The organism is Armatimonadota bacterium, from assembly GCA_017993055.1.
In the GTDB taxonomy this organism is placed as follows: Bacteria; Armatimonadota; UBA5829; order DTJY01; family DTJY01; genus JAGONM01.
Genome location: JAGONM010000006.1, coordinates 60,420 through 86,679, shown reverse-complemented (window position 1 = coordinate 86,679; position 26,260 = coordinate 60,420). Strand labels below are relative to the sequence as shown.

Annotated in this window: 25 protein-coding genes; 1 reads left to right on the top strand and 24 read right to left on the bottom strand. The window is 60.7% G+C overall.

Features of this window, described 5'->3' with window-relative positions; translation table 11 throughout:
- Window positions 1–21: 21 nt before the first annotated feature.
- From KBC96_04100 to KBC96_04010, 19 genes are all read right to left on the bottom strand, one after another.
- Entirely contained in the window at window positions 22–1,302 is a 1,281-nt protein-coding gene (locus KBC96_04100; GenBank protein ID MBP6963571.1) for a Gfo/Idh/MocA family oxidoreductase, read from the bottom strand.
- A 116-nt stretch (window positions 1,303–1,418) separates the two neighbouring features.
- A complete protein-coding gene (locus tag KBC96_04095) occupies window positions 1,419–2,222 on the bottom strand; it encodes an SUMF1/EgtB/PvdO family nonheme iron enzyme (protein MBP6963570.1) in 804 nt (267 codons plus the stop codon).
- Between the two features lie 143 nt (window positions 2,223–2,365).
- Window positions 2,366–3,199 carry a carbohydrate ABC transporter permease gene (locus KBC96_04090; GenBank protein MBP6963569.1) on the bottom strand — a complete coding sequence of 278 codons (834 nt, stop codon included), beginning with the start codon at window positions 3,197–3,199 and terminating at the stop codon, window positions 2,366–2,368.
- Between the two features lie 48 nt (window positions 3,200–3,247).
- Entirely contained in the window at window positions 3,248–4,207 is a 960-nt protein-coding gene (locus KBC96_04085) for a sugar ABC transporter permease (GenBank protein MBP6963568.1), read from the bottom strand.
- Window positions 4,208–4,357: 150 nt separating this feature from the next.
- Complete coding sequence (locus KBC96_04080; GenBank protein MBP6963567.1) at window positions 4,358–5,635, bottom strand: sugar ABC transporter substrate-binding protein; 1,278 nt, start codon at window positions 5,633–5,635, stop codon at window positions 4,358–4,360.
- A gap of 270 nt (window positions 5,636–5,905) precedes the next feature.
- Window positions 5,906–7,108, bottom strand: coding sequence for a methyltransferase (locus KBC96_04075; protein MBP6963566.1), 1,203 nt, complete (start codon window positions 7,106–7,108; stop codon window positions 5,906–5,908).
- 33 nt (window positions 7,109–7,141) lie between these two features.
- Entirely contained in the window at window positions 7,142–9,076 is a 1,935-nt protein-coding gene (locus KBC96_04070) for a DEAD/DEAH box helicase family protein (GenBank protein MBP6963565.1), read from the bottom strand.
- A 128-nt stretch (window positions 9,077–9,204) separates the two neighbouring features.
- Complete coding sequence (locus tag KBC96_04065) at window positions 9,205–10,299, bottom strand: zf-HC2 domain-containing protein (protein ID MBP6963564.1); 1,095 nt, start codon at window positions 10,297–10,299, stop codon at window positions 9,205–9,207.
- A 389-nt stretch (window positions 10,300–10,688) separates the two neighbouring features.
- Window positions 10,689–11,786, bottom strand: a complete 1,098-nt coding sequence (locus KBC96_04060; GenBank protein MBP6963563.1) for a zf-HC2 domain-containing protein — start codon at window positions 11,784–11,786, stop codon at window positions 10,689–10,691.
- A gap of 127 nt (window positions 11,787–11,913) precedes the next feature.
- Window positions 11,914–12,498: a sigma-70 family RNA polymerase sigma factor gene (locus tag KBC96_04055; GenBank protein ID MBP6963562.1), complete on the bottom strand. Its 585-nt coding sequence runs from the start codon at window positions 12,496–12,498 to the stop codon at window positions 11,914–11,916.
- A 192-nt stretch (window positions 12,499–12,690) separates the two neighbouring features.
- A complete protein-coding gene (locus tag KBC96_04050) occupies window positions 12,691–14,061 on the bottom strand; it encodes a phosphomannomutase/phosphoglucomutase (GenBank protein ID MBP6963561.1) in 1,371 nt (456 codons plus the stop codon).
- A 191-nt stretch (window positions 14,062–14,252) separates the two neighbouring features.
- A complete protein-coding gene (locus KBC96_04045) occupies window positions 14,253–14,912 on the bottom strand; it encodes a PEP-CTERM sorting domain-containing protein (protein MBP6963560.1) in 660 nt (219 codons plus the stop codon).
- A 332-nt stretch (window positions 14,913–15,244) separates the two neighbouring features.
- A complete protein-coding gene (locus KBC96_04040) occupies window positions 15,245–16,135 on the bottom strand; it encodes a D-hexose-6-phosphate mutarotase (GenBank protein MBP6963559.1) in 891 nt (296 codons plus the stop codon).
- Between the two features lie 22 nt (window positions 16,136–16,157).
- Window positions 16,158–16,856 carry a hypothetical protein gene (locus KBC96_04035; GenBank protein MBP6963558.1) on the bottom strand — a complete coding sequence of 233 codons (699 nt, stop codon included), beginning with the start codon at window positions 16,854–16,856 and terminating at the stop codon, window positions 16,158–16,160.
- A gap of 11 nt (window positions 16,857–16,867) precedes the next feature.
- Window positions 16,868–18,091, bottom strand: a complete 1,224-nt coding sequence (locus tag KBC96_04030) for an exo-alpha-sialidase (protein ID MBP6963557.1) — start codon at window positions 18,089–18,091, stop codon at window positions 16,868–16,870.
- 148 nt (window positions 18,092–18,239) lie between these two features.
- Window positions 18,240–19,325, bottom strand: coding sequence for a cellulase family glycosylhydrolase (locus KBC96_04025; protein MBP6963556.1), 1,086 nt, complete (start codon window positions 19,323–19,325; stop codon window positions 18,240–18,242).
- Entirely contained in the window at window positions 19,325–19,612 is a 288-nt protein-coding gene (locus KBC96_04020) for a hypothetical protein (GenBank protein ID MBP6963555.1), read from the bottom strand. Before KBC96_04020 ends, KBC96_04025 begins: the two co-directional genes overlap by 1 nt.
- Before the next feature lies 1 nt (window position 19,613).
- Window positions 19,614–20,822 (bottom strand): rhomboid family intramembrane serine protease, encoded by a 1,209-nt coding sequence (locus KBC96_04015; protein ID MBP6963554.1) that lies wholly within the window; start codon window positions 20,820–20,822, stop codon window positions 19,614–19,616.
- 99 nt (window positions 20,823–20,921) lie between these two features.
- Entirely contained in the window at window positions 20,922–21,809 is an 888-nt protein-coding gene (locus KBC96_04010; protein ID MBP6963553.1) for a hypothetical protein, read from the bottom strand.
- Window positions 21,810–21,911: 102 nt separating this feature from the next.
- On the opposite strand from KBC96_04010, the gene KBC96_04005 reads away from it, so the two are divergent.
- Window positions 21,912–22,193, top strand: coding sequence for a hypothetical protein (locus KBC96_04005; GenBank protein MBP6963552.1), 282 nt, complete (start codon window positions 21,912–21,914; stop codon window positions 22,191–22,193).
- Window positions 22,194–22,213: 20 nt separating this feature from the next.
- Here KBC96_04005 and KBC96_04000 read toward each other — a convergent pair whose 3' ends face one another.
- From KBC96_04000 to KBC96_03980, 5 genes are all read right to left on the bottom strand, one after another.
- Window positions 22,214–23,116: a hypothetical protein gene (locus KBC96_04000; GenBank protein ID MBP6963551.1), complete on the bottom strand. Its 903-nt coding sequence runs from the start codon at window positions 23,114–23,116 to the stop codon at window positions 22,214–22,216.
- A gap of 255 nt (window positions 23,117–23,371) precedes the next feature.
- Complete coding sequence (locus KBC96_03995; GenBank protein MBP6963550.1) at window positions 23,372–23,587, bottom strand: type II toxin-antitoxin system HicB family antitoxin; 216 nt, start codon at window positions 23,585–23,587, stop codon at window positions 23,372–23,374.
- 3 nt (window positions 23,588–23,590) lie between these two features.
- Entirely contained in the window at window positions 23,591–23,779 is a 189-nt protein-coding gene (locus KBC96_03990) for a type II toxin-antitoxin system HicA family toxin (GenBank protein MBP6963549.1), read from the bottom strand.
- Window positions 23,780–23,790: 11 nt separating this feature from the next.
- On the bottom strand, window positions 23,791–25,332 hold the full coding sequence (locus tag KBC96_03985) for a YifB family Mg chelatase-like AAA ATPase (protein ID MBP6963548.1): 1,542 nt from the start codon (window positions 25,330–25,332) through the stop codon (window positions 23,791–23,793).
- Window positions 25,333–25,515: 183 nt separating this feature from the next.
- Window positions 25,516–26,178 (bottom strand): hypothetical protein, encoded by a 663-nt coding sequence (locus tag KBC96_03980; GenBank protein ID MBP6963547.1) that lies wholly within the window; start codon window positions 26,176–26,178, stop codon window positions 25,516–25,518.
- Between the last annotated feature and the right edge of the window lie 82 nt (window positions 26,179–26,260).

Here is a 26,260-nt window from a genome sequence, read left to right as displayed (position 1 = left end):
CCGACGACCGAGTACTCATAGCTAGACAAACGGTGTCTTCCCGGGAATCGCCACCGGCGCCGTTGGAAGTGAACCGAACTCGAGCTTCTCCGGGAGGAGGTTCTCTTGTGAGTTCATCGCCTGATCCCAGGTTATCTCCTGACCGGTATATGCCGACATGCGGCCCATGATGGCGGTCAGGCTGCTCTCCGCGATCTGCCGGGCCTCGTTCAGAGGTCTGCCCTCGCGGATACTGTTGATGAGATCGGTATGCTCCTGAACGTACGGGCTCGGAACGTCGCCATCGAACTTCCATTCGTTGGCACCCTGGATGAGCCCGCAGCAGTTCGAAGAACCCTTCGTGCCGACGACTCGCTCCGACACGTTGTTCGCGCAACCGTCTGTCTGCCTGCACATACTCATCATGCGGATACCTTCAGGGTACTCGTACTCCACCGTGAAGTGATCGTATATGTGCCCGTAAGCCGGGTCTGTGCGGACCTGTCGTCCACCCAGAGCCAGGCACCTCACCGGATGACCCCGCAGCACCCAGTTCATCACATCAAGGTTGTGGACGTGCTGCTCGACGATATGATCGCCGGAGAGCCACGTGAAGTAGAGCCAGTTCCTGCACTGCCACTCCATATCGGTCCACTCCGGCTTCCGACCGTGATTCCACAGCTCACCGGTGTTGTAGTAACACTGCGCGGACAGGATGTCGCCCACGGCTCCCTCGTGAATCCGCTTTACCGTAGCAACGTAGTTCGCTTGGTGGCGCTTGATCGTGCCGGTGACTACTCCGAGCTTCTTCTTCGCAGCCAGCTCGCCGGCTTGCAGGATGGCCCTGACTCCCGGCGCATCGACCGCGACTGGCTTCTCCATGAACACGTGTTTGCCGGCCTCGACAGCAGCCTTGAAGTGCGCGGGTCGGAATCCCGGCGGTGTGGCCAGGATCACCATGTCAACGCCGCTCTCGATCACGCCCTTGTAGTTGTCGAACCCTGTGAAGCAACGGTTCGGGGCAACATCAACATTTGCCTTGAGTTCGTCGTTGCCCTTGAGCCTCTCGAGGCAGCTCTCCAACCGATCGCCAAAGGCATCCCCCAGCGCGACGATCTTGATACCGGGGGCGCTACGTATCGCGTCGCCCGCTGCGCCCGTGCCTCGCCCTCCGCATCCGATCAGTCCGACCTTGATCTCGTCTGAGCCCGCCGCAAAGACCCCACTCACGGACGACAAGCTTGCCGCCCCCAGAACCGCCGCCGATGCAGCGGAGGTCTTCAGGAAGTCCCCGCGCGACAAAATTGAATCATTCTCTGCCATATCAACATCCTTTCGCATTTGCGATCGATACATGACGAACACAGAAGGCTTCCAGCACTTGGGAACCGGCCTTCCGCGCTTCCGGACACATACTGCAGCCGGTTGCACCGGAGAGGCTACTGCTCACAGATCACGCGGAAACCTACGAACTGCGCGTCGGAGAGCCACCATCTGCTCTTGGGGTCCTGCGGGTCATTTGCGGACCAGGAAGGCTCTTGATACCTCCTCTTCGAGGGAACCGTATCCTTCGCGAAGTCTTCGAAACTCCCTCCACACACTACCGGCTTCCCATCGAGTCCGACGCACCACTCGGCGACGTTCCCAAGCATATCGAAGATTCCCCACGCATTCGGTTTCTTCTTCCCCACAGGTTGGGTCTTTTCCTGCCAGAACCAGGCGTACTGGGCGAGTTCCTTCTCACCCGGCAGAGGCTTGCAGGCCGTGCAGGCATACTCCCACTCAGCTTCGGTCGGCAAGCGATACTTCTTGCCCGTCTTGAGCGACAGCCACTTGCAGTACTGTTCAGCGCCGTAGTACGACATGTTGATCGCCGGATACCCCTTGTGACCGTAACCTCGATCCGCCGCGCCGTAGGGTTTGCTGGGATGAGACACCGCATCCGAGCCGCCGGGCGCGGGCGATTGCGGCTCGTCGAACTTGAAGACGAACACATCGTACTCGTCCCAGGTCACCTCGGTCCTGCCGACGTAGAGCGGCTTGATCTTGACCTTCTTCGTCGCGCCTTCCTTCGCAGGGTCCGCCACGGCTATTACACCAGCCGGAATCGGGATCATGTCGAACTTCACGAGGGTGCCGGATATCTGCTCTGAGAACGGAGCGGGTTTCTTCGGCGGGGTCGGCTGGACTGTCTCGGAAGCGGCGGAGAGCGAGGAGATAACAAGAACGGTCAGTGCGGCGATATGGCTCAATCTGAGTGTCATGATGCCTCCAGAGATGCGCGGTCTGAGCGCGTCTGCACACGTATTCATACGCTGGAAACGGTTGGATTGTTGCCTTCCGAATGCTTCCATTATGCCAGAACGAGCTCCCAGAGGCAAGGGGCTCAGGCTTTGATTCCGCTCATCACTATGCCCTTGATGAAGTACCTCTGCGCGGCGATGAACAGGATTATGCACGGAGTGATGTGAATCAGCGATGCGGCCATCAAGAGCTCCAACTGACCACCGTACATGTCCTGGAACATTCGCAGTCCGATCGAGACGGTGTACTTATCCATAGTGTGAAGATAGATCAGCGGCCCCATGAACTCGTCCCAGTGACTGATGAACGAGAAGATCACGACGGTCGTGAGGGCCGGCTTCGAGAGCGGCAGGATGATGCGCCACCATATGCCGAAGTACGAGCAGCCGTCAATCATCGCCGCCTCATCAAGGTCGCGAGGGATTGTCATGAAGAACTGGCGCAGCAGGAAGATGGTGAACGCCCCTCCGCCGAAGTAGGCAGGCACGATGAGCGGGGCGAAGGTATCCACCAGCCGGAACTCACGCCAGATCAGGAACGTCGGGATCATCGTCACCTGGCCGGGAAGCATCATTGTTCCCAGAAGCAAGTAGAACAGTGCCGTCCGGCCCCTGAAGTCGAACCGCGCGAACCCGTATGCGACGAGCGAGGCGGAGAAGAGTTGGCCGACAAGGCACATCAACGTGACGAAGACGGTGTTTCTCAGGAACCGAAAGAACGGCAGGACGGTCCACGCCTGTGCGAAGTTCTCCCACATGATCGGTTTCGGTATCCACTCGACCGGTACGGCATAGACCTGCGCTGGAGCCTTCAGCGCAGTGCTGACGGTCCACAGGAACGGGATGCTGACGATCGCGGCGCCGACGATCAGAAGCACATATGTGAATGCTTTTCCAGCGAGTCTACTTGTCGGCATCTTCTCTCCGCGGTATCGCCAACACTGAGTGCGAGCAGGGGTAGGATTTCACTTGGCATCTCCCTCGTAGTGAACCCATTTCGTCGAGTGCCTGAACTGGATCAGCGTGAACGTAAAGAGAATGACGAACAGCACCCAGGCGAGCGCGGCTGCGTAGCCCATGTGGAACTGCTCGAAAGCGTGCCGGTAGAGATAGAGCACGTAGAACAGCGTGGCATTGTTCGGTCCACCGCCCGTCATGACGTACGCCGCCGTAAAGACCTGGAACGCGCCGATGACGCCGAGCACCATGTTGAAGAAGATCGTCGGCGTCAGGAGCGGAAGCGTCACGTGCCGGAACTGAGCAATGGCCCCAGCCCCGTCGATCCGCGCGGCCTCGTAGAACTCATCCGCGATGCCCTGGAGCCCTGCCAGGAAGATGATCATCCTCCCGCCGCCGATCCCCCAGAGGCTCATTATGATGAACGCCGGAAGCGCCCACTCACTGGACTGAAGCCACCCGGGCGGGTTCGCGATCATCGGACGAAACGCCACGCCGATCCCATCGGCGCCGAACGTGGGCATCGGTACGTTCATCGTCAGGAAGTTGTTCAGGATGCCGCACTCGGGGTGAAAGACCCACATCCAGACCAGAGCCGACGCCACTGCCGGCGTCAACGCCGGGAGGTAGAACAGCGTCCTGAAGATCGCGACTCCTCTCACTTTCTGATTGAGCAGCACGGCCAGGAGCAGGGAGCCCGTCAGTCCCATCGGCACGGAGAACAGGACGTAGAGCGCAGTGTTGGTCAGCGACTTGAAGAAGACCTCCTGCTCGCTGCCGAGGAACATACGGTTATAGTTGCCCAGACCGACGAAGGCCACCCGCTGAAGGTCGTACTTGCAGAAGCTGAGCACCAGCGACGCGAGCATCGGGCCGCCCGTGAAGATGACGAACCCTAGAAGCCAAGGGCAGATGAACAGGAACCCCCAGAAGGAAGCACGATGAGTTAGCGGCTTGCGGTTGATCATGTCGGTGCCAAATCCGAGACTCGAAATCCGAAGCACGGAACATAAGTCAATGAGGCAGAAAGGCAAGCGGCAAACTCGTCTACATCATTTCCGCTTCTTGGACATTCGAATCCGTATCGAACTTCGAGCCTCGAGTTTCGTGCCTTCCCCTCACCAGTCTTCTTCATTCAGCGCCCGCTCAATTCTCGGTTTCATGAAGGCAACCGCTTCCTTGGCGTCGAGTTCGCCGGTCCACATCCGGCTCAGGCCGACATTCAGCTCGGTCGTCCACTGAATGAACTTCTCGTTGATCGGCGGGCGCTTCCCGTAATCCATCTCGCCACGGAAAACGTCGGTGTGGTAAGGCGGCGTGTACGCCTTCAGGTATTCGGGATCGTCGTAGACGCTCCTATGGGTCGTGATCCAGCGGCGGAGCTTTCCGCAGATGAACATCTCTGACTTCGCCGATGTCACGTACTTGATGAACTCGTATGCCTCGCGGGGATGCTTGCACTCGACGTAGGTGGTCATCACATTGCCCTTGAGCGGTGTGAACCGCCCGGCGGGACCCGCGGGGACCGGGGCGATATCCCACCTGAAACCCTTCGCGTTCTTCAGAATGACCGGCGTCTGACCCGACCAGCCGAAGTACATGGCGACGCGGCCGGAGTTGAAGTTGAACGCCGACATCGCACCCTCGGCGGGCGTCGGGTTGACGCGCCACTTCCAGCGGAGGTCCTTCATGAACTGGAGCGCGCGGATAGACTCCGGCGAGTCGAGGACGCAGCGCTTGTAGTCCGGGCTGACCAGTTCGCCGCCGAACGACCAGATGACGGTCCAGTGATGCGGCATCAGAGTGCCGTACTGGATGGTCCGGCCGTTCGCATCCCGCTTCGTGAGCTTCTTCGCGGCGTCGAGGTACTCGGTCCAGGTCCACTTGCCGGACTTGTACTGCTCATAGGGATCGGGGATGCCTGCGTCGTCGAAAAGGGTCTTGTTGTAGTAGAGTATCTGGCCGCCGAACGCGATGTTCAGCCCATAGAGCTTGCCGTCGTAGGAGCACTCGTCAATCGCCTGCGGGAAGAAATCGTTGATGTCAAACGTCGGGTCGTTCTTGTAGAACTCGTCTATCGGCCGGAAGTAGCCTTTGCGGACGAGCGCCGGGAAGTAGTGCAGCTCGACCTTCATGACGTCGGGCGCGGTCCGACTGGCGAGCATGATCTGCTGCTTCTGATGGTAGGCTGAGTCCGGCACAGCGAACAGCTTCACCTTGATGCTCGGGTTCTGCTTCTCGAACTCGTCGATGATCTGCTGCTCGACCTTGAGGTGCTGGGCGTTCCCCCATGCCATGTAGGTGATGGTGACTGGCCCCTTCTCACGGCGCGCGCATCCACTCAGGAGTACGGCTAGAACGACAGCAATCAGAAGATGGATTCGTGCGCGGGTCAACTTACCCTCTGGCGGAAACTGGACGCCGGATACTCGATTCCGGGCGCCGGATTCCGGATTTCGGACTGCCCCTTGCGAGGACGTGAGGAAGTATTACTCACCGCCCGAGCCTTTTCCTTCGTATGTCTCCTGCCGCTGCTCTTTCGAGTTGATCGGCTCGAAGCGCACTGACTCGGGACTCGGCAGCCGGTCCAGCCTGCCGACGCTCGCACTCCGCGATCAGATAGTTGGCTGGCGGTATCTCTGAGAGGACCCCGCCGGCGACTCGTCCTACTCGTAGATGCCGTACTTCCAAGCCGCGTCGTAGCAGGCGACGATGTTCGCGGGCGGGACGTTCGACTGGACGTTGTGGATCTGGTTGAAGACGAACCCGCCGCCGGGCGCGAAGATCTCGATGCGCTCCCTGACGTGCCGGTCGATCTCCTCCGGAGTCGCGTTCGGAAGCACCGACTGGGTGTCGCATCCCCCACCCCAGAACGTCAGCTTGTCGCCGAACTCCTGCTTCAGGCGGCGAGGGTCCATCCCAGCGGCGGAGGTCTGGACCGGGTTGAGAGCCTCGACCCCCTCATCCACCAGGTCGCCCATGATGTCGTAGCACGACCCGCATGCGTGGAGGAAGACGTGCACGTCCGATTGCTCGCGGATGTAGTGGTATTGGACCGCGTGCCGGGGCTTCACGACCCGCCGATAGAGGTCGGGCGAGAGCATGGTCGCAGTCTGCGTGCCGAGATCGTCGCCCATCTGGATGAGCTGGACGTACGGCCCGATCGCCCGCAGGTAGATGCGCAGGTCCTCCATATAGACCTCCACCATCTTGTCGAGCGCGTACTCGACGAGTGGCGTGTTGAGCGCCATCTCCATCATGAACCGCTCCCATCCGAAGGCGTTCTGACCGCCCTCCAGGATGTTTCCGCCGAAGCCGAACATGATCGCATAGTCGGTGTTCTCATAGAGCCACTTCGTCCGCTCGATGAGCGCCGTCAGGCTCTTCGGATCGGCGGGCCGTACATCCAGTAAGCGATCTACGTCCGCGAGAGTCACCGCCTCCGCGAGCGGATTGTGGCACGGCTCGAAGTAGAGGCATCCCTCCGGCATGCGCTGGATCGCGTTGCCCATGGCATTCCGGATCACTAGGCCGCCCTCGACCGGCTCCGGGCTGAACCAGACGGGCACCTTCGCCGGTGAGCCGTCGGGGAGTGTCCAGTCCTTCCACTCCTGCGGGAAGCGCCCGAGCATGTTGAGCGTGTCGAGCACGTCGACGTGGAAACGGTCGAGGACCGGCTGCTCGGGGAGCGCGAGCTGCTGCATGGTATCGTAGACGCGGGTCTCGCCGCCGGTGATGCCGAGGTGTGCCTTCAGCTTGTTGTACGCGATCGCCATGATGCCTGTCGAGCGCATCCCGCCAAAATCAATCGGCACGCGGTCAGGCTCCTTGTGGGCGAGGGTGGTGAGTATGCGTTCACGTGAGGTCATGGGCTATCATCCTTTCCCAAATGGTCGGACGGGTCAGACCTGTCGGACGCCGAAGAACCTCTGCACATCCTCTATCCGCACCGTCACCGGGCACTGGGGGAGGAAGCGGATGAACTCCCGGCCGTAAGGCTTCTTCACCAAGCGCGAGTCGAGGATCGCGACGACACCGCGGTCGGTCTTCGTGCGGATGAGGCGTCCGAAGCCCTGCTTCAACCGGATCTGCGCCTGAGGCATCGAGTAGTCGCGGAACCAATCTCCCCCTGATGCGGTGATAGCGTCGGTGCGCGCCTTGTTTACCGGGCTATCCGGCACGGCGAACGGGAGCTTGTCTATCACGACGATGCTGAGCGCCTCACCCCGGATGTCCACGCCCTCCCAGAAGCTGTGTACGCCAAACAGACAGGCCTGTTCCTGCTCCAGGAACGCCTGAACCAGCGCCTCGTTGGACATGTCACCCTGTTTCATCGTCGTATACGGCAGGCGACCGAAGAGCACGTCGTAGACGGCATTCATCATGCGGTACGAGGTGAAGAGCAGGAACGCCCGCCCGCCGGACGCCTTCACGAGTTCCTCGATCTCACCGGCGACAGCCTCGGTATAGTACGAGTTCTCGGAAGGGAAGTCCAGGTGCCTCGGGACGTAGAGCATGCACTGCGTCTGGAAGTCGAACGGCGAGTCCTGTGCGGCCTCGACGCACTCAGGCACACCGAGACGTCCGCGGAGGTAGCTGAACGTCCCGGAGTTGGTGAGCGTCGCCGAAGTCAGGACGACGCTGTCAATCTCCTTCCACAGGGTCCGGCGCAGGATGTCTGCGACCGATAGCGGGGAGTATCGCAGGAAGCAGAGCTGGGTCTTGCCGTTCGTCCGCTCGCCCCATTTGAAGTACCCTGCCTCGGTGCCGAAGAAGAGCGTGGTCATCTCCTCCTTGAGCCGCATCGCCATCCGGCGCAGGCCTGAGAGCCGGTCCTCGAGTTCGGGCTTGCCCGTCGTGTCCTGCTCCGATAACTCACGGTTGAGTCCGTCGAGCATCGCGCACATCATCTTCACGGTCTCTTCGACCTGCGACGCGGTATTTCCCCGGCAGACCTCGTGCAGAAAGAACTCCTGCTTGGGGCTGTGGGCGAATGTCTCGAATAGCGCGGAGTTCATCTCGTCGAGCATCTGAATCCTGCCGGCATCAAGGCCGATCCCCTTTACGCGACGAATCCTCCTGAGCAGGCTGGGAACCCGGAAACTCCCACACTCGATGCCGAACGCCTTCGTCGCGACATCCTCCAGGTGGTGTGCCTCGTCGAAGATCACGGCATCGTAGCTCGGCAGTACGCCGGAGTTCGGGTCCGAGATCCGAATGGCCAGGTCGGAGAAGAACAGCGAGTGGTTGGTAACGACGATGTCGGCGTCCTGCGCCTCACGTCGCATCCTGTAGTAGAAGCACTTGCCGACGAAGCGGCACTGCTGGTTGTGGCAGGTATCCTGGTTCGAGCAGATGTCCGACCAGTCCGAGAAGCTGAAATCGAGTTCGGCCACATCGCCGGTATCGGTCTCGTTCGCCCACTTCTGAAGCTTCGGCAGATTCGGGTCGCCGATCAGAGATAGCTGGCCCAGTTCGGCGTCGAGGTTGTTCAGACAGAGGTAGTTGCCCCTGCCCTTTGCGACGACAGCCCTGAACTTGCGGTCGGGGAAGACGCTGTGCAGAAACGGAATGTCCTTGGTGAGGAGCTGGCTCTGAAGATAGATCGTATGCGTCGAGACGATCACTTTTTTGCCGGAGAGGGCATACTCGATAGCAGGGAGCAGATAGGCCATGCTCTTGCCGACGCCGGTTCCAGCCTCGGCAAGGCAGTGGCGCTTCGAGCCGAGGGCGCGGGCTATAGCGAGCGCCACCTCGATCTGCTGCGGCCGGAACTCGTACCCCGGCATCTGTTCGGCAATCTGTCCGCGAGGGCCAAGCGCCCGTTCCAGGTCCATCCGACATCCTCGAACAAGTGTTCTGACCGCATCATTATACGGAAACAGGCGATCCGGCGCAAGGAATAAGCCCCGAAGCGAGCGCTCCGGGGCCTGCCATCCAGACGTATTCGGGTCTGCGACCCGGGTTAGTCTCCTGTATTGCCAAACTGCCGATCCACATAGACGGCTCCGTCCATGAACGCCCAAGCTAGGCGACCGCGATCCGGACAGAGCACCCGCATGACATTCTCAGTCTTGCCGGGCCTCAGATTCGCCGGGGTCGGCGGTACGACATGAAGAACGTTCGCTATGACAGCCACGCCATTCCTCTGCGACAGGGACTGAAGACTGGAATACAGGTTCTCGGCAGCAGATTTCGCCGCCGAACCGGTATACAGGCTCATCGCATCGCTCGATCTCCCGTTCGAGTTTTCCGTCGGTATGAAGACGAGTTTCGAAAGCGGCCTATTCTTCACCCGGTAGCGAATCAGCAGAGTAACGGGCGCAGGATAAACGCTGGAACTGCTGATGCCCGGGACTGCGATATGCACCGGGCTCTGCCCGCGAACATCGCCGGCCCAGACCGCCCCGCGAAGATCACCGTCATCCAATCCGAAGTTATCGGGCGGAAGCACGTAGACCGTACAGGCAATCCTATCAACCTTGTTCTCGATCTCGGGCAACGCCTTGTTGTTGATCTCAAGCACCACTTCGTAGTAGACGCTACCCGGGCCGAACTCCCTGGCTTCGAGCGAGACCCACAGTTTGTTGCCCCAAGTCCTTCGAGACAGCCACTCTTCCTTGTCATTGACCCGTTCGGTCCAAGCGAAGTTCAGCTGGCCCAAGACGCTCAGCAACGGATTCTTCCCGTCCACGACACTCGAGATGCTTAGCGCCATGACGGCCAGTACCGCCCCCGCAGCCGCAATCGCGACTGCGCGGACCGGGATGAGGCGACGGAACAGCAAGTCCCTGGCAGCACCGGCGAAGCCGTATCCAGCAGGCTTCCTCTGCTCATGCTGAAGTCGGGCCGCCCTCATCACCACGTCGTGGCGGAAACTCGAGGGAGGCTGGACCTCGGGCAGTGCACCGATCGCATCCCAGGTTTTCAGAAACGACTTGAGATCCGTCCTGCAGGCACGGCACTGATCGATGTGTGATCGCACGGTGACGGTCAAAGCGTAGTCTATACTGCCTTCCACATACTCCGAGAACAACTCTCTTGCTCTTTCACACTTCATGGAAAGCCCACTCCCTACTACCAGGATAGCGCCATCGCAAGCGCGGCACTTGCGCACACATCTGAATCCCTGCAACCGAACATGCGGTGAACTCCAGACAGTCTACATTGTGTTCGACGGCACTGGAGGTCGAGAAGTTCCCGCACCGGTCTCAATCGTTATCATGCACTGGATCTGTTGAGGCCCATACCTGCAACCGATCGCAGTCAGTACTCCGGGCCCGAGTACCTTGTGCAAGTCCATCTGCCATCCTCGAACAAGCGTTCTGAAGCTGCTGTCATGCGGGCGAGCTTAGGGCACGCGCAAGGCTCGGTGGGGCACAAATGCAGGAGCCCCGGAAGCGATTCCGGGGCTCTCTAATATCACACGCAATTCGCCCGATCTGGCGGCTACTCCGCCTCGACTCGAAACTCCTTGTCAACATACACCGCACCGTCTATCACCGCCCACGTCAGGTCGAGCGGGGTCAGCATCGTGCGCAGAACATCCTCAGTGGTCCCAGAGATGATACTCATGGGGGTCGGCTGTTTATGCAGAGTCCCGTTGGCGATGATCGCCAGACCCTTGCTCTGCGATACGCCCTGGAGCACGGCATAGAGATCGTTCTGCATCGGTCTGATCACCGGCCCAGTGAAACTCACGAAGGGGTCAGTGCATCCAGCAGGCGAACTGTCGGTCGGGACGAACACTATCTTCGCAAAGCTGATCTTCTCGAACCGATAGTTGATCAGCAGAGTTACCGGCATCGGATCGCCCTTGGAGTTGCTGATGCCCGGGACCGCAACGTGAACCGGACTGCTGCCCAGCACATTGCCCGACCAGACCGGGGCGCGCTGATCGGCAGACGCCACACCGAACCTGCCGGGAGGAAGAACGTAGACATCAGCCGCTATCCGGTTTGTGACCCGCCGCACAAGAGCTTTGTTGTTGATCTCCAGAACCAGTTCGTAGTAACTTCTGCCTTCGCCCAGATCCGTAGACCTTATGGAAGCCCACAGCGCGTTGCTGAGAATCTTCCGGGACTGCCATTCTTCCTTCGCGTATCTCTGCTCAGCCCCAGCAGGGAGGAGCGGCGAGAACCCGGATATCCTGCGGTTGTTCTCGTCAAGAAGCGGGGCGATGCGCGGGACCAGGTTTATCAGCACGGCTGCCAGAACGGCACCCGCAGCCGCAACCGCCAAGGCCCTGGTGGGAAGGAGCCTGCCGATTGAATAGTTCCAGTCAAGCCCGAACAGGCCGCGCCGCTGCTCCGACCTCCGCTCGTGCTGAAGTCGGGCAGCTCTCATGACTACATCGTGGCGGAAACTCGCGGGGGGTTCGATTTCCGGCAGGGCGGACATTGCGTCCCAGGTGCACTGAAAGGCGCGCAGATCCTCTCTGCACACATCGCACTGGTCCACATGAGTTCGTACGGTGGCAGTCAGAGCGTAGTCTATGCTGCCCTCCAGATACTCCGAAAACAACTCTCTGGCTCTCTCGCACTTCATGGAAATCCCTCTTCCCACCTGACGCATCGCCGTTGAAACCGTGGCAGGAAAAACGCAGCTGCATTCGGACCTGTTGACGGCGGATGCCGCCATCCTACACGTTTTCTTTCCACTTGCTTCGACGGCGCTAAAGGTCGAAAAGTTCCAGCACCGGCCCAAGTTTCTCCCTGAGCGAAAGCCTGGCTCGATTGAGCCGCGACTTGACGGTACCGATAGGCAACCCCATTATCTCGGCGATATCCTCGTACGATCTCCCCTGGGTATGATATAAGAGAACCATGGCCCGTTGATAATCAGGAAGCTGCTGGATCAGGGCATTCAGCGCTTCAGCACGCTCCATCTGCTCCAGTAGCTGCTCCGGGCCCGGCGACGAGTCTTCGATCTGGCGGGTCACCGTGCTTTCTTCCAGATCAATGTACTCGTCCAGGGGAACATTCAAGTGCGCTTTCGACCTTTTCCGCTCGTCCAGGTAGAGATTGGTCACGACGCGGAAGAGCCAAGTTGAAAAGTTGGCATCACCTCTGAATGTGTTTATGGAATTGAAGACCTTGACGAAGGCCTCGGAAGATATGTCGTTCGCATCGTCATAGTTGCCGGTCAGGCGGTAGGCGAAGCTGTACACCTGCTTCTCGTACAAGCGCACGAGTTCGTCGAAGGCGGACAGATCGCCCTGCTTGCACCTCTGGATTATCGCGCTTTCGTCTCGACGCACGTTCCTGACGTCCCCACGCGTCTGCACGAAGCCGCTTCTCAGTTCCTCGGCCCCATCCACGTCCGACCTCGGTTCCCCGACTCGTGGCCCGTGCGATTTGTGCCGGCAAGCGTCCCGACATGATGGGCGCCAACGCCTTACACAGTTTCCGCACGAGGCTTTCGGATTCCTTCCGACTGTGCGGAAGGACCCTCACTCTTCGGAGCCACGGTCAACCAGGTTGTGCCGAACGCCGGACTCGATCTCCGGAACCGGTCTCAGGAACTCATCTATTATTGCATCGAGGCGATTGCGACTCTCGGCCTCAAACCGAAAGGTGATCGCCGGTTCCGTCACGGAAGGTCTTGCGAGCGCCCAGCCTCCATTGAACTCGATTCTGACGCCGTCGAGTTTCGATACTCGCTCGGCGGGGAAGGCCGACGCGATGCGCTTGATCAGATCTTCCCGGTTGCCTGCGAACGACACCCTGATGTCCGGGGTGTTCTCGTAAGCCGGCACCTCATCGGCCAGGTCGGAGAGCGACCTGCCGGTGCGGGCCAGCATATTGGCCATCAGAAGCGCGGAGTAGATGCCGTCATCTCCTCCGCCGAGGTCTCGATAGAAGTAGTGGCCGCTGATCTCTGCGCCGAACAGCGCATTTTCTGAGATCATTCGGGCTCTGATGAAGGTGTGTCCGGACCGCTCGGCGAGAGGGATACCTCCGGCTTCGGCCACTGCTTCGGGAACGATGGATGAACACTTGAGATCGTAGACCACTTTCTCCCCGCGGTGAGCGGTGAGGAGGCTGCGGGCCATTATCACGATGGCCTTGTCGCCAGGAAGGAACCGGCCCCGGTCATCTACGAACGCAACGCGATCGCCGTCTCCGTCGAATGCAACTCCAACATCGGCTTTCGCACTACGAACGGTCCGGATCAAGCCGTCCAGGTTGCCCGGGTCGGCTGAGTTCGGATTCCGATTAGGAAAGATGCCATCAGGAGTGCAGTATAGCTCTTCGATATGGAATCCGAAACGCCGGAACAGATCCGGGGCCAGTTCCGAATTGCAGCCATTGCCACAGTCTATAACGATCTTGACAAGGTGCGCTTGCTGCTCCGCAGGGAGCACAGATGATATGAAACGCCGATATTCAGGTATGATTTCCAGAGCGCGTATGCTGCCCTGACCCTCACGGAACGCTCCCCGTTCGGCAAGGTCCCCCACCCTTCTCAGTTCATCTTCCGTGATCGGAAGCGGCCCCAGGACTATCTTGAGACCGTTGAACTCCGCAGGGTTGTGGGAGGCCGTCACCATCACTCCGGGCTCCAATCCGAGGCACCGCCTCGCGAAATAGAACACTGGAGTTGGGACTATTCCGATGTCAAGGACCTCTGCACCGCTCTCCACAAGGCCTTGCGAAACCTTCGCTTTGAGCGACGGAGTGCTCCTGCGAACGTCTCCACCTACTATGACGGACTTGCCTGCCAGTATTGTTCCCAGCGCGCGGCCAATTCTGTAGACAATCTCATCCGTCAGATCGTTGCCGTATACTCCCCGAATGTCGCAGGCCTTGAAGATGCCCATATCGCTCCCAGCCCATTATAGCATCGCAGGTGTTGCTCCACACCCTGTCCGATGTGCGGGTTTTGACGGCAAGGCGGCCACAGCAGACGGTCTGCGCGCAGGCCGCTGCAGTACCGAGGCGCAGAAGAACACAAAAAGAGAAGCCCCCACCCTTGGTGGAGGCTTCTCTTATACCAGCATCGCTTCGCGAATTATCGTCTGCGTCTGACTGCGAAACCGACCAGACCCAGGCCGCTCATAAGAGCAAGCAGGCTGGACGGCTCAGGGATCGGCGTGTAATCGTAGGTCACGCTGGCAGATGCGGATGCCAGTGTCTGGAACTGCAGAAGCAGGTTCCCGGCACCATAACCCGTCGAGGCGCCCTGTGCCTTGACCGGCAGGTTGATTAACCCCAGGCCGGTAAACAGGGCTTTGTCGGCGGCGGTCGAGGTCGTCGCCGAATCCGAGTCGTTCGCATTCAGGTTGTTGTAGGTCTTTCCTGACGTGCCACCGAAGTCAATCGTCCCGTCGAATGCCGTGACATTGTCGGTGGTTGACGCCAGCGGTATGGTTACAACCAGAGTGCTCAGATCCGGGCGCTGGAGAGTCAGCATTGCCGAGAGGTCCATGCCCACCGTCGCGGGGCTCGCGTCCATGCTCTCGAACTTGGCATTTCCCTCAACATGACCATTCAGGGTGAAACTGATGCTGTTCAGAGTGCCCAGAGAGGGATCGAACATCTGAAGGCCGATGCTGTTCGCCCAGTTAGTCGTGCTCAGTCCGATTGCATACGGACCGTATGACACTGTGGCCGCAGTCGCGCCGGTCGCGACCAATGCCACAAGCGCCAAAGCGATAAGAGCGTACTTCATACTTGTCCCCTTTCCTTTCCTAGATCTGTGCTTCCGGCTCATAACGGCACAGATTCATGGCAGAAGACTGGCGGCTGCTGAGACCATAGGCATACCTCCCGCACAACGGAGAGTACTGCGAGGAACTCGCCGGTCCCTGTCCCCAACTCGCCTCTCAACTTGCGCGAACAAGACATGAGGCGTATTCATGGTCCGATGACCAGGGAGACGAAACCTACCTTTTACGATTATAACACAAGAAGCCCGGATGTCAACCAAAACCGCAAAAACCGGTAATATTACCGGCTTTCCGGACGTGGCCAAGTAGAAGGAGAGGCGACCTCGGCTCGGTCTCAACCGGACAGGAACGTCGTTTCGCCATCCCAGGATTCGCCCGGAAACAGACTCGGCCGAGTCTCGATGGCGCCAGTCTCGACGCAGACCATTCGCAGATACTCGTCGTCGCCGAAGTCGGGCATGCGCCGGGACTTGGCGATCCAGGGATTCCAGACTACCACGTCCGGCATATTCCGCTTCTCGACGACGATCGTCCGGCCGCCGCATTCGTCCTCGACACGGAGGAGATCCGGGGCGTCGATGTACACCCTGTCGGTTTCCTGGTCGAACAGGACGGTATCCCGGTCCTCGACTGCGGACACATCGTCCAGCAACGAATCCGTGTAAGTGACACCACGAAGGCCGACGACGGCAGTCCTGCCGATATCAGCGACGCGGAAGTACGTGTGAAGCGCCGTCTGGAAGTCGAAGGGTTGGTCACCGGTATTTGTCACGCGCACTCCGACTGCGAGCACATTCGCGTCAAGCAGGACATTCATTCTTAGGACATACCGATGCGGCCAGATCGCGAGCGACACGTCGGTCTCGTTCATCTTCAACTCGACGGATACGACGCCGCTATCGAGCAGTTCGGTGCTGAGTAGTTGCCAAGCCGAAGTGCGGGCGAACCCGTGCTGCGGGAGCGGGCCTCTTCCTCCGAACTGCGGGAAGATGACCGGGATGCCTCCGCGGATTGGCTTGTCTTCGGCCCAATGGGACTCACGACTGAGAAACAGGAGTTCCTCGCCAGCGCGGTTCTTCCAGGAAGCGATGTGCGCACCGTGGAGATAGACCTCCGCGCTCGACCCGGATGCGTGGGTCAGCATGACCATCGGCAGACCGCCGTTCCCGGCGGAGATTCGTACGGACCCGGGGATGCCGAGTTCACCATTGAGATGCTTGGTCATTGTGTGATACCTCCGGATCCTGTCAGCCGGACTCCGCTTCTTCCTGTGCCCAGTTTCGAGCGCCTCTGATCGCCTTGTAGAGCCCAAGAACCTTGACAGCGAGTTCCTTGTGCCGCTTGAGGACGCCCTCCTGCTTGGACGCGACGTGGCGCACATCTTCGGCAAGCTGGTTCAGGAGGTCGGCGTACCTCCGCACGTCCTCGGGATGATTGTGCAGGAGCATCTTGATCTCCTCGGCGGCGTTCGATGCCATTTTCCAGGACGGGCCCTGCGGGATCTGCGCGCAGACGGCGATGACATCAACCAGGAACTGCCGGTACTCCTCCTCCCGCTTCTGCATCCGCGAGACCATGTAGAGCGCGTGATCGAGCAGTTGGTCGAACATATGCGGATCTGCCTCGACCGACTCGGGGTGGTCCTTCAGCGTGCCCTTGATGAAATCGACGCACCCACAGACGTCGCGGAACTTGGTGACGCCCTCCTCGGCCGCGGCATCGGACGAGACGAGCTGCATCCCACGGTAGGTCTCCTCGTAGCGCGCCTTGGGAAGCTCGATCACCCCGCCGTCCTCGAACATGATCAGAGGCGGCTCGTGGTGCCCGCGCTTCTCGATGTGCGCGGCGCCTTTGTCGACCATCTCGATGACCTTCTCGACGTGCGGCGACGGCGGAAGCCATCGCTTGTTGACGTCCAGGATCTCTTCGGGCGTTCGATCTGACATGACTGGCCTCCCTAAGGTCGTCTCACCGTGATTTCACGGAGGAGGATCGCTTTTCGAAGCTGACCATCGGACGTCTGATGCTTGAAGTGCGAGTAGGCGATCAGGAAGCTGTCCGGGCCGGTGGCGAGCAGGCTGGTGTAGCCGCATGTGTCGGCGCTGACGTTGTCGGACGTGACCGGCACCAAGTCAAACGGGTCGGTCCATTGCTGACCATTCCCGTCGGTGCAGAAGCGCACTTGGACGCCAGGGCGGCCGGATGCAAGCACAAGTACGCCGTTGTCGAGGCGCAGGAGCTTCGGGAGGACGCCGTTCGGAGCGAACGCTTTGGGCTTCGACCAGGTCTTGCCCATGTCCTTCGAGCGGCTGGAGTACATCGGGCCGATGCCTGCGCCGTCGGTCGTGCGCATGACGCAGAGGAGCGATCCGTCGGCCAGGATCTCGAAAGTCGGCTCCGTGAATCCGCCTCGCTTGTCCCCGACCGGATCGGCCTTCGGGTCCGGCTGGTACAGTATGCGTCCCTGGAGCTTCCAACTGCGCCCATCGTCGGTCGATCGATAGAAGAAGACGTTGCCCTTCGGATCGATCGTGCCGTCGCCGAGCAGACGGTAGCCGGGATAGATGCCGGCGAGAATCGATCCGTCGGATGCCAGGTGCAGATCGCCCCACCAGATGATCGGGAAGACGTCCCGGAGGCTGTATCTAAGCGACTGTGGATCGTCCACAACGGCATGCTCGGTGAACGCGTTCTCCACGCCCTTCTTCAGACGCCGGATGCGGATCGTCTGGAGCTTCGCTGGGAGGTCGGTCACGCGGTACATGACGTGCTTCTGGTTGCCGTAGTTACTGCTCAGCACGCCGACCGGCTCCGGAAGATGGAGATCGGCGACCTTGTACGGCTTCGGGGTCAGGACGCCAATGCGGTCGCCGTTCGGGAGGAGCAGGCCCGATACGCCCCACTTGCCAGTGTGCGGCGTCCAGGTCTTGCCCCGATCGTGCGAGGTCATCATGGGGCGTGGAGTGCCGTAGCTCTCGGCGGCATCGGGGGCGGCACTGTAGGTGAGGCAGAGCGTGCCGTCCGCCCACTCGCCGATGGAGGGAAACTGGTACCATCCCCAGCCGTACTCCTTGTCGGCGACCGCGATGACCTGCGGCTCGGCGAAGTCCGCCTTCACTGAAGGCTTGCCCTTGTACTCGGTCGAAAGTGCGCCGTATGCCTCGATCTTCTTCTCGTTCATAGTCGCCTCCGAGTTGCAGTCGGATTCCATGAGGCCCGCGATGATAACGGCCAATAGCGCGATCGACCACGCACATCGACTGTTGGCGAACAACGGGTGTTCCATAAGGTAAGAATAGCAGTGACGGCTACCGATGGTCAAGCAGGCGTCAATCAGCGGAGGGCTTCGTCATCTGCTGCAAGAGTTCGAGCCAGGCGACCATGACCGTATTGCCCCAGGAACCGGACTTGCGACATTCTTCGATCGTCTTGCCCCAGTAGAAGCCGATCCACCCAGCGGCATGGCCCTCGGACTTGGTGAGAAACTCCTGAAGCTCCATGACTGAGCAGTGCATCGGGAAGGTCTCCTCGATGACCACCGGCTTGCCGATGTCGAACGCCTTCAGGATGTCGAGCGACTCATGAAGCTTGGTGCTCTCGGGATAGATGTGGACGCTGAGGAAGTCGACCTCGGGAGCCACGGTCTTCGGTGCGAAACCGGACTCGGGATCGTCGCCCGGTTTGCAGGGGAGCAGACCGACGGTGATGAGGTGTCGCTTGTCATGCTTGCGGATAGCGGAGACCATGACCTTCAGCCACTCGCGCGAGATGTCGGTCCGCGGCCGATCGCGCCGGTCGAGGGAGATGAACTGGACGTAGTAGTAGACCTCGGCGAATGCCGCTCCGAGCCAGTCCTCACGGCGACCCGATGGAACGACAGGCTCGTTCATTATGTCGTAGCAGAAGACACCGGGGTGATCAGCGCACTTCTTCGCGACGGCCTCCCAGAAGACGGCCTGAGCGCGCCACCGGTCCTTCTCGGAGAGGCCGTCGTACCAGTCGGGGATGTGCTCCTTCTTGTAGCACGCGAGACCGGTGATGTCGAGGTACAGTCCGAGGCTCTCGGCATCAGACACCAAGAGTTCGAGCCGATCGAGCGCCTTCTCATTCGCCTTGTCGGGACTCAGCATGAACCGCCCGAACTGCAGGTGGATGCGGACGACGTTCGCGCCGAGCGTCTTCATCTCGGCGAGGTCTTCATGTACGGTAGGCCACTCGGTGTCCCAGTAGTCCTCCAGCAGCCGGCCGCTATCATCGCGGTCGTAGTTGAAACCGCGCGGGACGAACGGCTTCCCCGAAGATGCCAGAACGAACGACTTCCCGTCTCTGCCGATCTTGATCAACTCCATCTGTTTGCACTCCGCGCCACCGACGAGGAGCACGAAAAACGCTACGACCGCAACTCCGAGTCTCATCAGGTCTTCTCGACCTTCCGGAGTTCCCGAACCGTGCCCTTCTTCGCCGGGCAGTGGATCCGGTAGACGGTCGAGTCATCGTCCTCCCAGGAGGGGACGCCCATCGCGACGCGCCAAGTGTAGAGATCGAGAACGTGGAGCAGCGCGTGGCATACTCCCTCAGGACGCTTGTAGGGATGCTCGTAGTGGAACACGTCGCCGAACTGGTAGTGGCACTTCTCGTTCTTCTCGACCATCCTGATTTCCATGGGGCCGAGGTCGCTCCATGTCATGTCTCCGGGATTCATCCTATGCTCCTGTGGGCGACTGACCGCTGCCGGCCGCCTCGATCTGCTTCCAGAGCGAGACCGCGAACGGCATCATCTGGCCGCGGGGAAAGCGCTTCTGAAGCTGGGCGAGACACGCGCCGGCGTACTCCCTATGCTTGTAGACCGCCCAATAGCAGTAGGCCATCCGATAGAGCGCATTCTCGGCCTCCATCTCTGTCGGGCGCGTGTCCGTTATCAGCTTGTAGACGTTGATGGCCATGTCGTGCTCGCACGACTGCTCGAACTGCCCGGCGAGCCGAAGCAGATGAACGGACTGATAGATGCTCGGATCGCCCCGGAGGTCCATCAGATAGCTGTAGACGAGGTAACGATCCTTCAGGACTAGAGAGGAACCCAATCGGGCGATGGCATCTGCAACGACCTGCTGCTTCCCCTGACGCATCGCCACTACGATGGCCGCCCGCAGCACATCTGTGTTGTCCGGCTCAGCCTCCAGCATGCTCTGAAGCGCGTCGAAGGGCATGTTTGCAAGGTCCTTCATGTCAGCGTGAACGGCTCTCGCCTCGGAAACCTCCTCCGTATCGCGCCTAACGCGCATGAGAGCGCAGAGCAGCACACCCGCGATTCCTCCGCCGACGTGGGCGAAGCTCGCCACTCCGCCGCTCACGTGCTCCACCCCGCCGAGCAAACCGCTCCACAGGTCGAGCAGTATGTAGGCGGTGATGACCCAGTGGGCCGACACCTCGAAGACACCGTGCCAGAACCACCATATCCAGTAGAAGACACAGACTTTGCTCCACGGGAAGGCGAACCAGTAGGCACCCGCGATTCCCATGATGCATGCCGACGCGCCGATGATCGGTTGGTTCTGGCCGTTGAACGCGACATCCAGCAGCGTCTGAGAGAGATCGCCGACGAGACCTGTGGCCGCATAGACCGCGACGAACTTCGCCAAGCCGAGCCGATCCTCGACCGCCGGTCCGAATACCCAGAGGAACCACATGTTTCCGAGCAGATGGAGCAGATCGGCGTGGAGAAACGAACTCGACATGAAGTTGACGAACGGGGCCGCCCATAGATGGAAAGCATACCGCACTACGACCTCCTCGCGGATGACCAGGAAGTACCGGCTGGTCATCGCGAAGACGATGACGTTCGCGGAGATGATGCCAAGCGTGACGTACGGAAAGCGCTTCGGCGGGTTCTTCACGCGGTACGGGAGCAACATTCGGATACCTCGGGACGAACTGCTACCTGCGATACATACGTTCGTCGGCAGATACCGGACTATCCTGCAGAGACTGCGCGCAAGATGAGCACAGGCCGCCTACGGAGGAGTCGCGCTCCATCGAGCCTTGTATATGCGCTCGCCGGGGAGCGTGATGGTGCCGGATGGGTTGAGAAGATGGATGTCATCGGACCACCAGTTGCCACCCTCGGCCTGGACGTACGCCAGTCGGCCGGTGTCGGGACTGAGGTCGAGGCTCTTAATCGAGTAGGCCTTGAGAAGCAGATCGTGCGGCCTGATCCCGTGCGTCTCCGTGTCGAAGAGGAAGCAGCGCGACCAGGCGCTGACGGAGAGCATTGACGTGCCGGGGACCGGGTAGAGATCGTGCCCACCGCCCTCGGGAAGCGGATGTGTGCCGGAGAGCTCGAGCTGTGGAGCATCCGAATACCAGCCCCTGAGCCGGTACGACCTGATCTCCTTGTCCCCCAGCGCCCAGAGCGTGCGACGGGCTCGATCCCACACGACGCCGTGAGCAGATACCAGATCGGCCGTACAAATGATCTTCGCCGGCGACTTGCCGTCGAGCACGACCAGCTCGGAGGACGTCGAGGCGGCGACGACGATCCGCCCGTTGGGAACGATGTCCGCCGAGTGCGCATATGGAACGACCGCGCAGAACTCGCATTTGCCTGAGGCACGATCCACAAGCGCTACGCCGCCGCCGGAACTCGTGATCAGTATCTTCCGCCCGCCGCGGACCGGCTTGCAGTCGGCGGTGCTGCCAAACCGCTTCCGCGCATCCTCAGGAATCTCGGGGTGATCGGCGGCCCTCCACGTCCAGAGCTTCTTCGGCGGCGAGTCGGTGGAGGAGGTGTCGAAGATGTAGACCTCGCTCCCGCCGCAGACGATCAGCTCCGAGGGCGTGGCGTGAGCGATGCCCGCGCCGAGAAGGAGACTAAACAGGACGGTGATGGATGTTCGGATCACGACTCCCCCCAAGTGCGAACGACTAGATCAGTATATCATAGACGAGAACATGGATTGTCACGAGGACGACATGATGGTAAACTCGGATTCAGGTGAGCGACCATGACCGAGTTCCTGGGAGAGAAGATCGAGGTCGAGAAGAGCGAGAGTTCGCCGACGCCGGTGAGCTTCGTCTGGCAGGGCGAAACGTTCCACGTCGTCGAGCTGCTCAAGGAGTGGGCGGACACGGGATACGGCACGGCCCGCGAGAAGAGCCGGACGTGGTTCACGCGCCGACACCGCAGGTACTTCGTCGTCCGATGCGCCGAGGGAGGAGAATTCGAGATGTATCTCGACTACGCGGACCGGCGGACACCTCAGTGGTGGCTCGTATCGAAACGATAGCCGTCCCCGACAGAAGAACGCTACGGCGACTTCCAGATCGTGACGTTGTCCTTGTCCGATGTGCGGACATACGGCGCGCCGTCACCGCCGATCCGCATGCTCGCCGCCGGATTCCCGTTCGGGTGAGCGATCGCCAGCGTCGGGTCCGTACCGTAGAGCAGCAGGCCGATCTGTGTCTTCTGCTGACCGTTCTGGAGTAGCAGCGACAGATCGGTATCGTCGGTGAACCCCAGGAACGCGGCCATCTTGCTCTTGTGATCCTGGAGAATGAGGCTCGGCCGATCGCCGGCCGCGGCCATCTCCGCGAGGGACTTGCCGCCGGCGTCAGTCATCTGCAGAAGCGCACCGCCCTCCGTCAGCGAGTAGGATGCGCGCGGCTTACCGGCTGTGTCCCAGAGCGAGAGCACGGGAAGCGAGTCCTCCATATCCAGGGCCATACGCGCCCCTTCATCCTTGGCATCCTTGAGGATCAGAAGCGGCTCGTCATCGGACATCGCGAGCGTGCCGCGCATCTTGCCAGCCGCGTCCCTCACAGTCACCGACGGGGCGTTGCCGGAATCCACGCGCAGGTCTGCCCGGATCGTGCCTTTGGAGTCGAGAAGGCCGATCCCATAGCCATCGCCCATAGCCCCGACGGTCACTCGCGCCTTGCCCTCGGCATCGAGAACCTCGATCAGGCCGTCAGAGTCCACGAGCACTTTGGTCTTGCCTTCTCCGTCCAGGAGCTTCAGCACGGTCGCACCGTCGTCGGAAACGCCGAGCCAAGCACGTGTCTTTCCGGCAGCGTCGGTCAGTTCGAAGGCCTGCGCCCGGACTACCTTCGGGATCGCCGCAGCGGGCGGGGGTGTCGGCTTGGCTGCCGAGAAAGATGCGCTCGCAAGGAGCGTGAGCGCGACGAGTGAAAGGTATCTGAGTCGTGACATCGGGTCCCTCCCCATCGGACGTGAACTACGTGTTCTCACCAATCATCGTCGGGAGGAAGACGCGCATGCTGGAGTCGGGGTCGGGATGTATATCAAGGCAGGCTGCGGAAACACACACTTCAGAGCGCCGATGTCGCGACATGCAGCAGCACTCCAGTACTGCACCGTCTCGACCTCGTGGGCGAGTACTATGCCCTCCGATCCCTGGAGGTCCGCGATCGTGCCGGCGCGTCAGTTGCCTGTGATGCAAAAGTATCAGGCGGCAACGTCCATACGTTCGGCGTCGGCCTTCGGTTCAGGGATGGGGAGGCCGTCTGCACGCATTCCTTCGATATGGAACTCGATCGCTTCACGGATGAGAGAGGACACCTTTCCCCTCGAGTCAGCAGCAGCGACGCATCCCGGCAGGTCCGGGACGTAGGCACTCCAACTATCGCCCTCATGCTCATAGACGACCAGGTAGTTCCTCATTCGTCAATCTCCTATCTGAGCCTGTCGCCAGACACTGCGCAGGGTTTCAGGATGCATGTCCTTGTTCGGATGACCGGCAATGGTAACCACTCCGGGCTTCGCGGGGTGTCTGAACTGCCGATGACTCCCCCGCATTCTAACCCGATACCAACCGTCATCCTCGATTCGCTTGATCACAGCACGCACTTTCATTATAGCACGTCCTAGCCCCAGAGCTTCCTATCGAGACTCCGGTACTGGACCGCTTCGGCGACGTGGGCGAGCGTGATATCCTCGACACCCTCAAGATCCGCAATCGTGCGCGCGAGCTTGAGGATGCGATCATAGGCGCGGGCGGAGAGGTTGAGCTGATTGATTGCCGTCTTGAGCAGGTCTTTGACGTCATCCTTCGCAACGCAGTACTGCCGGATCTGCTTGGCGCCCATGTGCGCGTTGCAGTAGATTCCGGCGCCGTTCGAGCCGAACCGAACCCGCTGGGTCTCCCGAGCGCGCTCGACCCTCGTGCGGATCGCGGTCGAGGTCTCGCCGGTCGGGACGTTCACGAGTTCCTGGTCTCGGAGGCGCGGGACCTCGATGTGTATGTCAATCCGATCGAGCAGCGGGCCGGAGATGCGCTGCAGATACTTGTTGATCAGCCCGGGGTGGCAGGTGCAGGGGCGCGTCGGGTCGCTGAAGAAGCCGCAGGGACAGGGGTTCATCGCCCCCACGAGCATGAACCGGGCGGGATACGTGAGCGACCCGGCGACGCGGCTGATCGTCACGTGCCCATCTTCGAGCGGCTGGCGGAGGATCTCGAGCACATCGCGCCGGAACTCGGGAAGCTCGTCGAGAAACAACACGCCGTGGTGCGCCAGGCTGACCTCCCCCGGCTGGGGATATGTTCCTCCGCCGCTGAGTCCGGCGTTCGAGATCGTGTGATGGGGCGAGCGGAACGGGCGCGTAGTGACGAGCGATGTGCTCGAGTCCAGCCGGCCGCTCACGCTGAAGAGCTTGGTCGTCTCGAGCGCCTCGTCGAGGTTCATCGGCGGGAGTATGCCGGGAATCCGCCGGGCGAGCATTGTCTTGCCGCTTCCGGGCGGGCCGATCATGAGGATGTTGTGTCCACCGGCGGCGGCGACTTCGAGCGCGCGCTTGACGTGCTCCTGCCCCTTGACATCGGCGAAATCGAGGTCGTAGTGCGGCCGGTTTAGATCGAAAGTGCCGAGGTCCACATGAGCGGGCGCCTTGCTGCCGACGTCCTCCATCAGTTCCATAACCTCGGTGAGGGACCCAACCGGGTAGACACCTATCCCGTCCACGACGGCCGCCTCGCGGGTGTTATCCTGGGGAACGACAAGGTACTTCTTGCCGGAATCCCTCGCGGCGAGGGCCATCGGGAGGACGCCATGCACCGAACGGACGGCGCCGTCGAGTGACAGTTCGCCGACGACCATCATTTCGTCCAGGAACTCCCGGGAGACTTGCCCGCTGGCCCCGAGGATGCCGACTGCGATGGGAAGGTCGTAGATCGGGCCGACCTTCTTGATATCGGCGGGCGCCAGGTTGACGGTGATGCGCTTGTTGTAGGGAAACTCGCAGCCGGTATTACGGATGGCTGCTCTGACACGCTCCCCAGACTCCTTGACCGCGGCGTCCGGCAGACCGACGATCGTGAAGGAGGACATACCCATGGCGACGTCTACCTCGACCTCGACCACGTAGGCGTCTACGCCCAGGATTGCGCTGGAGTCCACTCGAACGAGCACGGCGTCGTCTCCTGTCATAGGATGGCACGTTCCCTGAGGTGCCGGGAAGAATGCCATTTGACGTGGGAGATTATAGCAGGGAACTACTCTGCGGGCAAGCGGCAGGATAGGCTTACGGCCGCGATGCGCTGACCATCTCGACTTTAAGCCTCCCCGAAACAAGTCGCACACGCAGACTGCTGACTACGTAGGAGGAGGAGGCGGGACGTCGTCATCGGCGGGCACGACTGTCATCGTCCTCTCGGCGGTTACGACCTGACCGTTTGACAGTCGCACCATGGCCCTCAGACGCACAGTCGTGCCGACGGGTCCCGGCGTGAGCATGAAGTATTCCCCATCCACGACGTGACCGGTGGCACCGGTGACCGTCCAGACTGCATAGACCGTTGACGAGTTGGAATCGAGCACGACCCTGTAACTCGGGTTGGTGGTCGCCCAGATCTGAGAATCCGCAGGCAGGATGCTGATCGTTGAGCCAACGGAAGGCGCGTAAGACGTTACCACTATGTCCATAGGGGTCGTCGGACCGCTCAATGGGGGATTGACGCGCACGCCGCCGTACTGGTAGGTATTGCCGGAGTTGTGGACGATCAGGGTTAGATCAGCGTTGACGGGAACACCCGGAAGGGTATAGTAGCCACCACCAGAGGTGGCGGACGATATGGGCGCCGCAGCCCCGGTGTCGACTTCAACAGTCGCCCCGTCAATACCGTTGCCGGCGATGTCCACCGCTCTTCCGGTGATGTTGGTGGTGACCAGAGTCGTGCCACCGCCACCTCCACCGCAGCCTGCAAGCGCCAATGCCAGCGCTAAGATCGCGAGCGCGACCAGATATCTTGCTCTCATGTCGTCTATTCCTTTCGCGAGAAGCAGCCCTCAGCAGTCAGTGGTCAGTCGCCACTCCAGACTCCAGCCGGATTACTGAGAA